We start from the raw sequence: 12646 nt of genomic DNA, 5'->3' as shown, positions 1-12646 counted from the left end.
CCAGCCCCTGGAGGCACCGTGACCCGGCCCCGTCCCCGAGCGACCCCTGAGGTCCGTGCCGAGCGCCGGGCCCATGCCGACTACTCGGGTGGCGTCTACGGTTCCCTGCTCGCCGCCTCCGTGGTGATCGGCGCCGGTTCGCTGGGCGAGTTCCCGCGCACCGAGCTGGTGCTGCTGCTGTTGCTCACCGGCGCGGTGTTCTGGATCGCGCACGTGCACGCGGAGCTGTTCGGGACGCGTCTGGCCGAGCAGGGCGTGGACCGCCGCACGATCCTGCGTGCGTGCCGCGACGAGTGGCCGATCGTCCAGGCCGCGGTGCCGCCGGCCGTGGCGGTGGCGATCAGCCCGCTCCTCGGCCTCGACCTGGAGGGCACCCTCTGGTTCGCGGTGAGCGTCGCCGTGGCCGGCCAGATCGGCTGGTCGCTGGTCGCTGCGCGGCGGGCCGGCGCGTCCCGGCGCCTCATGGCCGGCACGGCCCTCGTCAACCTGGCGCTCGGCCTGCTGATCATCTCGTTCAAGCTCTTCCTGAAGCACTGAGGCCCGGCTCACCTGCACCAGGTGAGGCCGGCGGGGCTGCCGAGGCGCACGATCGTGAGGAAGCCGCCACCCTTTCCCCCGGACACCCGCGGGAGAACAGCTCATGCGCTACGAGATCCGCGTCGAGGGGCACATGTCGGAGACGCTGACCAAGGCCTTCCCCGAGCTGAGCCATGTGGTGATGTCCGGGCAGACGGTCCTGTACGGCCCCGTCGTCGACGAGGCGCACCTGTACGGGCTGCTGGCCCGCTTCCAGTCCCTGGGGCTGCACGTCGTGGAGATGCGACAGCTGCCGGAGGGCTGAGGGCGGCGGAAGGGCTGCCGAACGGCGGCACCGGAAGCGACCGGCTCGATCACGCCAGGAGGAGCCATGACCACATCGCGCGGTCCGGTACCGGGTGCCGGACCGGACCCCATGGGCGGCGGAGCGGGCCTCGCCGACCCCGCGGAGCAGCTCGCCCGCCTCGGCCGTTCGTGGACCTGGATCCTCGGCATGGCGATCGCGACGCTCGTGCCGGGCATCCTGGCGCTGGTCTGGCCGGACGTGACCCTGCACGTCCTTGCCGTGCTCGTCGGTCTCTACCTGCTGGCGATGGGCGGGTTCCGGTTCGTGGCGGTCTTCGGCCGGGAGGAGCAGGGCGAACGGCTGCCGGGGCTGCTGCTGGCCGTGCTGTTCGTCGTGGGCGGTGTGCTGTGCCTGCGCAACCCGCTGCAGACCATCGCCGCCCTCTCGCTGATCGTCGGCGGCGTCTGGCTCGTCTCCGGCATCGTCACCCTCTACACGGCCATCGCCACGAAGGACCTGCCGCACCGCGGCGTCGTCATGGCCGTCGCGGTCCTCGGCATCGCCGCGGGCATCGTGGTGCTCGCCCTGCCCACCGAGTCCGCGCGCGCCCTGACCCGCCTGCTCGGCCTGTGGCTGGTCCTGCTCGGCCTGGCCGAGACGGCGGTGGCGCTCGCGTGGCGGTCCGCACTGCGCAGGGCGGGCGTCACGGGCCACGAGGGCTCCGGCACAGTGGCCTGACGCCGGCAGGGCCGTGGCCCGGTCCCGTACGCGCTCACCCTCGTCGGGTGAGGCCGCCCGGTCCACTCCCCGCCCACGCTTGAGGGGTACGGAACGGCTGCCCGACAGGCGGCCGGAACGGAGGAGACATGAGTGCACCGATGTACCTGGCGTACGACTATCCGCTCCTTGGCGCCTTCTGGTCCATCCTGTGGTTCTTCCTTTGGATCCTGTGGCTGATCCTGCTGTTCCGGATCATCGTCGACATCTTCCGCGACGACGACATGAGCGGCTGGGCCAAGGCCGGCTGGCTGGTGTTCGTCATCGTCGTGCCGTTCCTGGGCGTCTTCGTCTACGTGATCGCCCGCGGCAAGGGCATGGGCAAGCGCGAGATCGCGCAGGCCCGCGCACAGCAGAAGGAGTTCGACGCCTACATCAAGAAGACCGCCGACCGGCCCAGCCACGCCGACGAACTCGCCAAGCTCTCCGAGATGCGCACCCGTGGCGACATCACGGACGAGGAGTTCCGCCGGGCGAAGGCACTGGTCCTGTCCGGCGACTCGACACGGAACGAGGCAGCGTCATGACCACGACACCCACCCCGCGCACCGGGCACTCGGCGAGACAGGCATGGGCGGGCGGGCTGACCGTCTTCGCGGCCGTCATGCTGGGGATCACCGGCGTGGTCGGGATCTTCCGGGGGATCATGGCGATCGCCGAGGACGACGTCTTCGTCACCACGCACAACTACGTCTTCGAGTTCGACCTGACCAGCTGGGGCTGGATCCACCTGATCCTGGGTGCCATCGGCGTGATCGTGAGCCTGGGCCTCTACCGGGCGGCGATGTGGGCGCGGATCGCGGGCGTGGGCATCGCCGCGCTGATCATCATCGCCAACTTCATGTCCCTGCCGTACTACCCCGTCTGGTCGGTCCTGATGATCGCGATGTCGGGGTTCATCATCTGGGCGCTGTGCGTGGTCGGGCACGACGAGACCACGGAGACGTAGCCGGTTCCTGGAACCCTTGCGTCAGCGCAGTTCCTCCGGGCAGGTCGTGCCCCGCGGGAAGAGCTTGTACGGCGCTCCCAGCCGGTAGACGCCCGCCTTCGGGGCGATGAGTTCGGTCCACTCGTCGCCCTCCGCGTCCGGTTCGACCTTCAGGAGGCAGCCCTGTTCGTTGGCGAAGACCTTCGGGAGGTCCTCTTCGGAGGCCTCCCGGGCCGCCTTGGAGGCCTCGGTCTCCTGAGGCGGCTCGATCTTGCCGCCGTTCTCGTCGAGGAGGGCCAGCCAGGGCGAGTACGGGACGCGGATGAGGACGCGGGCGGGGGCGTCCAGACGGATGACGACCTCGTTGGCCTCGGCGCGCTGCACCTGGGCGGGCGGGTCGGCGAGGGGGGTGGGGTCGGTGACCTCGTACAGCCGCCAGTTGGCGTCGGACCAGACCTGCTTCAGGTACGGCAGGCCGTCGTCGACCAGTTCCGCCTCGCGCTCCGCGCCCGAGTCCGGGGCGCCGGTCGGCAGGACGACGTAGTGGACGGCCCAGCGGTCGAGCCAGTCCTGGTAGTTCGAGGCGTTCAGGGTGTCGTCGTAGAAGAGCGGGTTGCGCTGGATGTCGGCCTGGCGGTTCCAGCCGCGGGCCAGGTTGATGTACGGGGCCAGGGCGGAGGACTCGCGGTGGCTCGAGGCCGGGACCACCTCCACGCGGGCCTTCTCCGCTCCGCGCACCTGGAGCTGGTTGATCAGCGGCGCCACCTCGCGTGCCCACGACGCGTCCGGGGCCGTGCGGATGACGTCGTCCACGCCCTTGAAGCCGATCCAGAAGTTCAGGCCCACGAAGGCCAGCACGATCGCGTACCAGCGGCGCGAGCGCGGCGCCGCGTACGGGAGGGCCGCGAGCAGCACCACGCCGGCGAAGAGCATCACCAGGCGCGAGACGTTCGAGCCGATCTGCGAGTCGATCAGCCAGGTCAGGAGGGTGCCCGCCGAGTAGACCGCCGCGCCCGTGCGTATCGTCCGCCATTCGCGGGGGACGAGGAGGAAGCACAGGACGCCGAAGACGAACGGCAGGGACGTCGAGGCCCAGGACATCGGCTGCGTACCCGAGAAGGGGAACAGCCACGCCGACAGCGCCACCACCGCGACCGGCGCCAGGCCGAGGGCGTACGCGCCCGGGCGGCGCTTGTTGAGGAAGAGCGCCGCAGCGGCGACGCCCAGGAAGAGCCCGGCCACCGGGCTGCACGCCGTCGCGAGGCCGGCCAGCGGCGCCGCGACGGCGGCCTTCGCCCAGCGTCTGTGGCGCCAGCGGTGCGGCCAGCAGAAGACGGCCGCGACCGCGCCGAGCGCGAACATCATGCCGAGGCCGAAGGTGACCCGCCCCGACAGCGCGTTGCACAGGAAGGCGAAGACGCCGGCCAGGGCGCACGCCATCGGATTGCGGACCGCCCGCACCCGCACCAGGATCAGCGCCGTCAGACCCGCCGACAGCGTCCCGGCGACCATCATCGTCGTCCGGACCCCGAGCACGGACATGAGGTACGGGGAGACCACGCTGTACGAGACCGGGTGCATCCCGCCGTACCAGGCGAGGTTGTACGCCGAGTCCGGGTGCCGGCCCACGAACTCCGCCCACGCGTCCTGCGCGGCCAGATCACCACCGCTGTTCGCGAAGAAGAAGAACCACAGGATGTGGGTGAGCGCGGCGACCCCGGTCGCGATCAGCACCGGGTAGCGGCGCTTGCGCCGCGGCGGGCGGGGGGCGGCGGGGGCCTCGGGGGCCGGCCGCTGCCCCGGGAGCTCTATTCGCGAAGGCGAAGACATGTGGGGTTGACCTCCGGCTTCGCGGGTCCCCTCGGCGGTGGTCAACTACGGCCCTTTCCCGTTCTGCCCTGTGCTGCTGCTGCCCGTCTCCCGTCCCCAGGGAACGCTAACAGCTGGGCGCCCCGGTGGCTCCCGGGGCGCCCGACGGTCAGCCCAGCCGGGTCAGCTTGGTGCCGAAGCCCGGCTCGGCCAGGTCCTTCTGCAGCGCGACCGGGGCGCTGACCTTGCCGTTTCCGGTGCCGATCGAGATCTGGCCGACCACGTCACCGGTCCTGCCGGTGTGCGGGACGGCCTTGCCGCCGTCGGTCAGCTCCAGGTCCACCTTCAGGCCCGGCCAGCCGACCGCCCTGAGCTCCTTGGTCGCCACGACCGGCGTCCGGCCGCCGAGGCCGTCGTCCACGTAACCGACGACCTGGCCCTTCCTGACCACGGCGGCGGAGGTGACGTCCTTCTGCGCCTGCTGGATGATCGTGAGGCTGTTCGCGATGGCCAGGTCCAGCTTCTGCCACAGCTGGTCGGCGTCCTTGGCACCCATGACGATGCCGAGGATGCGCTGCTTCTTGCCGTCGACGACCGTGTTCGCCGACCAGAGCAGGTTGCCGCCGGCCGGGGTGGACGAGCCGGTCTTGATGCCGCTCACGCCCGGCTTCAGCAGGATCTTGTTGTTGTTCTCGATCTGGCCGGGGATGCCGTCGATGGTGACGTTCGGCATGTCCACGATCTCGCGGAACACGTCGTACTGCATGACCGCCTTCGCGAGCTTCAGCTGGTCGAGCGGGGTCGACACGGTCGTCGACTGCAGACCGGACGGGTCCGTGTACGTCGAGTCCGTCATGCCGAGCTGCTTGGCCGCGGCGTTCATCTTCTCGACGAACGCGGCCTCCGAGCCGGCGTCCCAGCGGGCGAGCAGCCGCGCCACGTTGTTGCCGGACGGGATCATCAGGAGCTGCAGGAGCTCCTTCTGGGTGTAGGTCTCGCCCTCCTTGATGGGGGCCGTCGACTCGTCCTTCGCCTTCGCCTGCTCGCCGGCGGTCTTGTCGACCTCGATCTCCGGGCCCTTCTGCGTCCCCTTGATGGTGTGGTCACGCATGATCACGTACGCCGTCATGGTCTTGGCGACGCTCGCGATCGGGGCCGGCTTCTGCGGGCCGTACGTGCCGAGCGAACCGACGCCCTCGACCTCGGCGGCGCCCTGTCCTTCGGACGGCCACGGCAGCCGCAGCTCGCCGCCCTCGAAGGTGTACGTGGGGGCGGCCGAGAGGGTGAGGGCGGGGGCGGGCAGCGGGCGTACGAACTGTACGACCGCAAACACGACGATCAGGAGCAGGACCAGCGGGGTCCAGATCTTCAGCCGCCGGACGGTGTTCCGCAGCGGGGTCACCGGCGGTGGCGGGGTGTTCGTCAGCTCCGCCAGGATCTCCAGCGGCGGGCGGGGCGGCAGCGGCTGCTGCCTGGTCCGCTCGGCCTCCGCGAGCGACGGGGGGACGGGGGTGGGAGCGGCGGCCTTCGGCTGCGGCTTGGGCGCCGGCTGCGGCGCCGGCTGCTGCTTGGGCGTCGGCTTCGGCTGCTCCTGGGGGATGTCGCCCTGGAGCGGCACGAACATCGACTCGGGCAGCTTCAGGGCGGTCGTCGGCTGGTCGACGGGCGGCTTGACGGCTTCGACGGGCGGCTTGACCGCCTTGAACACCGCGGTCGGCTGGTCCACGGCCCCGGCCTTCGGGGCGGGCGCCGGCTCGGGCTCCTCGTCCGTCGGTGCCTCGGCCTTCGGCGCCTCGCCCTTCGAATCCCCGGCCTTCGGCCCCTCGGCCTCGGGCGCGGCCGCATTCCGCGCGAACCACGACTCGCCGTCCGCGGCCTTGCCGGACGGCTCGCCCGCAGGCGGGGCGTCGGCCTTCGGGGACTCGGACTCGGGCCGCGCCGGTGCGGTCGGCTCCGCGTCACGGGTGAGCCGCGTGAAGACCTGCGTCCGGGAGTCGGGCTCCGGGTCGGCCTCCGCCTTCGCGGGCTCCTCGGCCGGCGTCTCGCCGCCGTACCGGCCGTCCTCGGCCTCGGCTTCGCCGTCGTCCTCCGTCGCCACCCAGGCCGCCACCGCTTCCCGCAGGCGGTCGCCCTCACCCGGGCCGGAACCGGACCCGGGCCCGTCCTCGGAACCGTCGGCCTCCACCGGCGCGTCCTCCGGGACGGTCTCCGCCTCGGCCTCCGGGGCCGTCCGTGGAGCCAGGGCCTTGAAGACCGCGGTCGGCTGGTCCACACGGCCGTCGAGGACGGACAGGCGTGGGTCCCTGCCCTCACCGCCGACCGGGGTCGGGTCCTGCGAGGGCTTCGCGCTCTCCCGCTGCTCCGCCTTGTCGGGGGACTCGCCCGCCACCGTGCCTCCTCCATGCGTCATACCGAAACTCGTCCGGACGTCCGAACCGTGTACCAGTGTCCTGTGTGAACCCCTTGGCCCCCGTGCTAGACGAGAACGACATACCTACCGGTTCCCGTACGAAGCACCCAGGCGCTCTCGACAGATGAATGTGAGAGGGGTCACCCTGTCATTCATCCACGCGGGGAGGCATGGATGGGCAGGAGCCGCAGAACTATTCCGGAGGAGCTTCTGCTGCTCGCTCTGGACCCGGCCACGGGTACCACAGCGCAGCCGCAGTCGCTCGACCTCGGCCTGGCCGGAGCACAGCTAGTGGAGCTGGCTCTGGCAGGACGGATAGCCCCTGACGGGGATCGTATCGCCGTGGTGATGCCACGGCCGACCGGAGATCCGACACTGGACTCCGCGCTGGAACTGCTGCGCCGACGCGGCAGCCCGGTTCGGGCGGTCCACTGGATCGGCGGGCCCCGACTGGGGTTGCGCCAGATCTACCTCGCTCATCTGGAGCGCTGCGGCATGGTGCATGCCGTGGAGGGCCAGATGTGCGGAGTGCTGCCGACGACTCGCTACCAGGCGACGGACACGGCGATCAGCCGGGACATCAGGGCCCGGCTGGACAGTGCGATCCGCACCGGCGTACCGCCGGACCCGCGGACCGCGGCGCTCGCCGCGCTGGCCCACGCGGTCGGTCTCGGCAAGCACCTGTACCCAGGCAACGAAGGACGGTCGTCGCGGTCCCGGCTGCGCGACCTGATCCGGCACGACCCGATGGGCGGCCTCGTGGCACACGCCGTGATGGACGTCCAGAACGGGGTGGGCGCGCAGCCCCGCCGCAACCCGGCGGCGGGCGGCGTACCGGCCCAGCCGCGTCGCGGCACCATGGCCCGCGCCGCCATGTGATCCACCGCTCGAACAGGCCCGGGAGCCGCATCGCGTGCGGGACGGTCGTCGAACACGACCGCCCCGCACCGTTGCGTTGTCGCCATTTCCCAGCGCACACCACACCTTTGGTGGCAGTCTGCCAAGCAGTAGATACGTACAGCTACGCAGCCGACAGCCGGAGGTGCAGTTTCCGTGGCGTCCAGTGTCAACCCCACCGTCAGGCGACGCCGATTGGGCCAGGAGCTGCGCCGGCTCCGGGAAGCGAAGAACATGACGGCCGAGCAGGTCGCCGAGCGTCTCCTCGTCTCCCAGTCGAAGATCAGCCGCCTCGAGAACGGCCGCCGTTCGATCAGCCAGCGCGATGTCCGAGATCTGTGCGGGGTGTACGAGGTCGAGGACGAGCGGGTCGTCGACTCGCTCATGCAGATGGCCAAGGACTCGCGCCAGCAGGGCTGGTGGCACGCCTTCGGCGACATCCCGTACAGCGTCTACATCGGTCTGGAGACCGACGCGGAGAGCCTGCGGGTGTACGAGCCGCAGATCATCCCGGGTCTGCTCCAGACCCACGCGTACGCCGAGGCGGTCATCAACGGCGCGCTGCCGGAGTCCGCCCCGGCCGACATCGACAAGCGGGTCACGGTCCGCACCCGCCGCCAGGACCGCATCAAGGACGAGGAGCGCCCGCTGCGGCTCTGGGCGGTCATCGACGAGGGCGCGCTGCGCCGGGTGGTCGGCGGCAAGCAGCTGATGGTGGAGCAGCTGGAGCACCTCATCGAGCAGTCCCATCTGCCGCACGTGACCGTGCAGGTGCTGCCGTTCGAGATGGGCGCGCATCCGGGCATCAGCGGGCATTACGCGATTCTGGAATTCCCGGACACGTCCGACTCCAGCGTGGTCTACATCGAGGGTGTGACCAGTGACCTGTATCTGGAGAAGGCGCAGGACGTCGCCAAGTACAGCGTGATGTACGAGCATCTTCGGGCGCAGGCGCTGAATGCGGAACAGACCCGGGAGTTCGTGACGCGGATTGCGAAGGAGTACGCCGGCGGAAATTAGGGGCATTGCCGGGCTTCGCGGGCCGAATGCCACCATTCGGACCGGGGCGTGAGGGGAGAGGCAGGTACGGTACACCCCCGACTCGCCCCGGCGGAAGCCCAGTTGGAATATGCCATCCGGTCGAGTGAACGACGGTCCCACAGGGTGGGTCTTGGCGAGTAGCGTCGATCACGCCAAACAGCAAGAACCTTGGCATGACAGCTACTGGCAGAGTTCGAAGAAACCGGAGTTGAGAAACATGGCCATTATTCAGGGCGGCACGGACAACTGGACGAAGTCCTCGTATTCCGGCGGCAACGGGGCTTGTGTCGAAGTCAAGTCCCCCGCCGTGAGCGCGATCGACGTGCGTGACTCCAAGGCCCCCGAGGGCCCTTCCCTCTCTTTCGGACCGGGCACGTGGAACGCGTTCGTGGGCGAGGTGAGCGCCGGGGCGCTGTGACCCCGGGCGCACACCCGACCCGCGCAAGGAAAGAGCCCTCTCGACCGGTCCGCCGTCCTGGCCGAGGGGGCTCGGCCTTGTCCGCACGACCCCGGTCCGCGGGCTACCTCAGCTCGTCCACGTAGCGGTCCGTGCCCGGGACCGTCGGGATGAAGGGCGCCACCAGCTCCACCCGGGCGTCGTCGCCGCCCGCCATCGACTCCAGGTCCGCGAAGTGATCCGCCCAGCAGTCGCGCGGGTCGCGCTCCAGGAACCACAGCAGGGTCAGCCGGGTGTCGACGCCCTCGACCTGCTTCACATAGGTCATCCGGTCGCCGGGCAGCGGCGTGGGCCGGAAGACCGTCACCATCGCCGCGGGCGAGCCGGCCAGCCGCCGCGGCAGTTCGCGCGAGCGCAGCCGCTCCAGGAGCTCCGCCCGCCGCTCGGGCCCCTCGGTGTCGATCACCTGGAGGACGAGGCCGGCGTACGGGTGGTCGAGCGCGTGGAAGTCGCGCGGCCCGGCCGCCCCGTCGCGGTAGACGGTCGCCTCGTGGTCCTGGAACGAGGTGAAGACGTGGGTGCGGTCGTGGTGGACCCGCGCGTCCCGGTTGAGGCGCTCGTTGATGCCGACGGTCCACTTCATGTGGTCGTCGTAGCGGCCGTCGGTGATCCAGTACGTGGAGAGGTAGCAGCCCGCGGTGACGGGCTGGGCGACCGCGGACTTCTCCGGGCCACGCAGCGCCTGGAGTTCGCGGGTGGCGACCCAGCGGCGGCCGGCGAACATCCAGGGCATGGCCATGGCGCCGGCGTAGTAGTGGTCGTCCTCGTACCAGCGGTTGTAGGCGTACTCGTGGCCCGGGTGCGGTTCGACCATGGTGATCAGGGCGTGGCCGGGGTGCACCCCGTACGGGCCGACCGCGGCCAGCTCCGCGTACGTCTCGCTCCGGGTCTCCTCGCTCATCCTCGTTCCCCTTCCCTTGTCGACGACTCACCCCTACTCTGACGGGCCGTCAGATCGATGAACAGGCCCAGGGAGGACCCGGATGCTGCTCCAGGGAAAGACGGTCGTCGTGTCGGGTGTCGGCGCCGGTCTCGGCCACCGGATCGCCGAGACGGTGGTACGGGACGGGGGCCGGGCGGTGCTCGGCGCCCGCACGGAGGCCAATCTCGCCAAGTCGGCCGCGGAGATCGACCCCGAGGGGACCCGGACCGCCTACCGGGTCACGGACATCACCGACGAGGCCCAGTGCGAGGCGCTCGCCGCGCTCGCGGTCGAGCGCTTCGGCGGGATCGACGCCGTGGTGCACGTGGCCGCCTGGGACTCGTACTTCGGCGGCCTGGAGGACGCCGACTTCGCGACCTGGCAGGGCGTCCTGGACGTCAACCTGCTCGGCACGCTGCGGATGACCCGGGCCTGTCTGCCGGCCCTGAAGGAGCGGGGCGGCTCGGTCGTCCTGATCGGCACCCAGTCGGCGGTGGCCGCGCCCTCGCAGGTGCGGCAGGCGGCGTACGCGGCGTCCAAGGGGGCGCTGACCTCGGCCATGTACTCGCTCGCGCACGAGCTCGGCCCGCACCGGATCCGGGTCAACACCGTGCTGCCGGGCTGGATGTGGGGGCCGCCGGTCCAGGCGTACGTCCAGTTCACCGCGCACACCGAGCAGGTGCCGGAGGCGGAGGTGCTCGCCCGGCTCACCGAGCGGATGGCGCTGCCGGAGCTGGCGACGGACGGGGACGTGGCGGAGGCGGCGGCCTTCCTCGCCTCGGACCGGGCACGGGCCATCACCGGGCAGTCGCTGCTGGTCAACGCGGGGGAGCTGATGCGCTGAGGGGCCGTGACCCGGTAGCATCCCTGCCCTTCGATAAGTTCACGGACATGAACAAGGGTCAGTAAGTAGAACGATTTTACTGCCCCTTGACTCTCCCTTGCATTGTCCCCGCCTTGCAACTCGCCACACCATGAACCGCGTTCACAAGGCGGACCAGACCTCAGGGAGAGGGCGCAATGAACAGTCTCGACTGGGCCGTGCTCATCGGCTACTTCGGCGTGATGGTCGCCATCGGCGTCTGGTCCCACAAGCGCGTGGACGACGTCTCCGACTTCTTCACCGCCGGCGGCCGCATGCCGTGGTGGCTCTCCGGGATCTCCCACCACATGTCCGGCTACAGCGCCGTCATGTTCACCGGATACGCCGGCATCGCCTACACCTACGGGGTCACCTCGTACGTCACCTGGTCCTTCCCGATCGCCATCGGCATCGCGGTCGGCGCCCACCTCTTCGCACCCCGCCTCAACCGGCTGCGCTCCCGGCTCCACGTGGCCTCCCCGCTGGAGTACCTGAAGAACCGCTACAACCTGCCCACCCAGCAGGCGCTCGCCTGGTCCGGCGTCCTGCTGAAGATCGTGGACGTCGGCGCCAAGTGGGCCGCCATCGCCACCCTGCTCTCCGTCTTCACCGGCATCTCCCTCGACCAGGGCATCCTCATCACCGGCGTCATCACGGGCATCTACTGCACCGTCGGCGGGCTCTGGGCCGACGCGCTCACCGAACTCGGCCAGTTCGTCATCCAGTTGCTCGCCGGCGTCGCGATGCTCGTCGCCGTCCTCGGCAAGCTCGGCGGGATCGAGGCGCTGTGGACCGTCTGGGACCGGCCGGAGCTCCAGGGGCACACGGCGCCGACGGCCGGCCCGTACACGCTGACCTTCCTGCTCGCGTACCTCTTCATCAAGACCTTCGAGTACAGCGGCGGCATGTGGAACCAGGCCCAGCGCTACATGGCCACCCCGTCCGCCCGCGAGGCCACCCGCTCCGGCCGGCTCTCCGCCGTCCTGTGGCTCGTCTGGCCGCTGGTCCTCTTCTTCCCGATGTGGGTCGCCCCGCTGCTCGTCCAGCCGAAGAAGCCCGACGCCTCCGACTCGTACGCGCTGATGACCGAGCAGCTCCTGCCGCACGGTCTGCTCGGGCTGGTCATCGTCGGCTTCTTCTCGCACACCATGGCCATGTGCTCCTCCGACGCCAACGCGATCGCGGCCGTCTTCACCCGGGACATCGCCCCCGTCCTCAGCAAGGCGGCCCGCACCTGGACGCAGCGGGCCGGGCTGCTCGCCGCCCGCCTGTCGACGATCGCCTTCCTCGGCCTGTCGATGGCGGTCGCGACGCAGGTCGACTCCCCCACGTTCAAGGACATCATCACGGTCGTCATCAAGTGGGTGGCCGGGCTCATGGGGCCGATCGCGATCCCGTTCATGCTCGGCCTGCTCCGCACCTTCCGCACGTCGGGCCCGACGGCGGCGCTGGTCTCCTGGGCGGCCGGGCTCTTCGCCTTCTGGCTGACCAACTACGGGCTCGACGGCATCGAGCTGCAGATCCAGATCGTCTCGCCGCTCGCCACCTCGCTGGTCCTGTACGTGCTGATCGGCTACGTGCGGCCCGAGGCGACGCCGGAGCGGGACGCGATCCTCGACCGGATCAACGGCGACGGGGGCGGGGCCGCCGCGGTCCCGGAGCAGGCCTCCGGCGACCGGGCCGGTCAGCCCCTCGGATAGGCGGCCCCCGGGGGTGGCGG

Annotated in this window: 13 protein-coding genes; 10 read left to right on the top strand and 3 right to left on the bottom strand. The window is 70.6% G+C overall.

From position 1 onward, the window contains the following. Positions 1–18: 18 nt before the first annotated feature. The 5 genes from ACIGEZ_RS26840 to ACIGEZ_RS26820 all read left to right on the top strand — a co-directional run bounded on the left by ACIGEZ_RS26840 (position 19) and on the right by ACIGEZ_RS26820 (position 2549). Positions 19–537, top strand: coding sequence for a hypothetical protein (locus tag ACIGEZ_RS26840; RefSeq protein ID WP_399835560.1), 519 nt, complete (start codon positions 19–21; stop codon positions 535–537). Between the two features lie 103 nt (positions 538–640). Continuing rightward, the gene (locus ACIGEZ_RS26835) at positions 641–841 is read left to right on the top strand and encodes a hypothetical protein (protein ID WP_399835558.1); all 201 of its coding nucleotides are present in this window, start codon (positions 641–643) and stop codon (positions 839–841) included. A 66-nt stretch (positions 842–907) separates the two neighbouring features. Beyond that, positions 908–1561 (top strand): HdeD family acid-resistance protein, encoded by a 654-nt coding sequence (locus tag ACIGEZ_RS26830; RefSeq protein WP_399835555.1) that lies wholly within the window; start codon positions 908–910, stop codon positions 1559–1561. 128 nt (positions 1562–1689) lie between these two features. Next, positions 1690–2127, top strand: coding sequence for an SHOCT domain-containing protein (locus tag ACIGEZ_RS26825; RefSeq protein WP_399835553.1), 438 nt, complete (start codon positions 1690–1692; stop codon positions 2125–2127). Continuing rightward, positions 2124–2549: a hypothetical protein gene (locus ACIGEZ_RS26820; RefSeq protein ID WP_399835551.1), complete on the top strand. Its 426-nt coding sequence runs from the start codon at positions 2124–2126 to the stop codon at positions 2547–2549. Before ACIGEZ_RS26825 ends, ACIGEZ_RS26820 begins: the two co-directional genes overlap by 4 nt. Positions 2550–2570: 21 nt before the next feature. Here ACIGEZ_RS26820 and ACIGEZ_RS26815 read toward each other — a convergent pair whose 3' ends face one another. Both ACIGEZ_RS26815 and ACIGEZ_RS26810 read right to left on the bottom strand, forming a co-directional pair. After that, positions 2571–4358: an MFS transporter gene (locus ACIGEZ_RS26815; RefSeq protein ID WP_399835548.1), complete on the bottom strand. Its 1788-nt coding sequence runs from the start codon at positions 4356–4358 to the stop codon at positions 2571–2573. A gap of 148 nt (positions 4359–4506) precedes the next feature. Then, positions 4507–6747, bottom strand: a complete 2241-nt coding sequence (locus tag ACIGEZ_RS26810; RefSeq protein ID WP_399835546.1) for a serine hydrolase — start codon at positions 6745–6747, stop codon at positions 4507–4509. Positions 6748–6921: 174 nt separating this feature from the next. Here ACIGEZ_RS26810 and ACIGEZ_RS26805 point away from each other — a divergent pair, with 174 nt between their 5' ends. The 3 genes from ACIGEZ_RS26805 to ACIGEZ_RS26795 all read left to right on the top strand — a co-directional run bounded on the left by ACIGEZ_RS26805 (position 6922) and on the right by ACIGEZ_RS26795 (position 9103). Continuing rightward, entirely contained in the window at positions 6922–7626 is a 705-nt protein-coding gene (locus ACIGEZ_RS26805) for a GPP34 family phosphoprotein (protein ID WP_399835543.1), read from the top strand. Positions 7627–7800: 174 nt separating this feature from the next. After that, a complete protein-coding gene (locus ACIGEZ_RS26800) occupies positions 7801–8664 on the top strand; it encodes a helix-turn-helix domain-containing protein (protein ID WP_399835540.1) in 864 nt (287 codons plus the stop codon). Between the two features lie 238 nt (positions 8665–8902). Then, positions 8903–9103, top strand: a complete 201-nt coding sequence (locus ACIGEZ_RS26795; RefSeq protein ID WP_399835861.1) for a DUF397 domain-containing protein — start codon at positions 8903–8905, stop codon at positions 9101–9103. 103 nt (positions 9104–9206) lie between these two features. Here the strand turns inward: ACIGEZ_RS26795 and ACIGEZ_RS26790 are convergent, their stop codons facing one another. Next, the gene (locus ACIGEZ_RS26790; RefSeq protein ID WP_399835537.1) at positions 9207–10043 is read right to left on the bottom strand and encodes a hypothetical protein; all 837 of its coding nucleotides are present in this window, start codon (positions 10041–10043) and stop codon (positions 9207–9209) included. A gap of 82 nt (positions 10044–10125) precedes the next feature. On the opposite strand from ACIGEZ_RS26790, the gene ACIGEZ_RS26785 reads away from it, so the two are divergent. Next, complete coding sequence (locus tag ACIGEZ_RS26785; protein WP_399835534.1) at positions 10126–10908, top strand: SDR family oxidoreductase; 783 nt, start codon at positions 10126–10128, stop codon at positions 10906–10908. A gap of 176 nt (positions 10909–11084) precedes the next feature. Next, positions 11085–12626: a sodium:solute symporter family protein gene (locus ACIGEZ_RS26780; RefSeq protein ID WP_399835532.1), complete on the top strand. Its 1542-nt coding sequence runs from the start codon at positions 11085–11087 to the stop codon at positions 12624–12626. The last annotated feature ends 20 nt before the right edge of the window (positions 12627–12646 follow it).

The organism is Streptomyces sp. NPDC085481 (assembly GCF_044541845.1).
Lineage (GTDB): Bacteria > Actinomycetota > Actinomycetes > Streptomycetales > Streptomycetaceae > Streptomyces.
The sequence above is the reverse complement of the archived record's forward strand: the minus strand, read 5'-3'. Positions and strand labels throughout refer to the sequence as shown.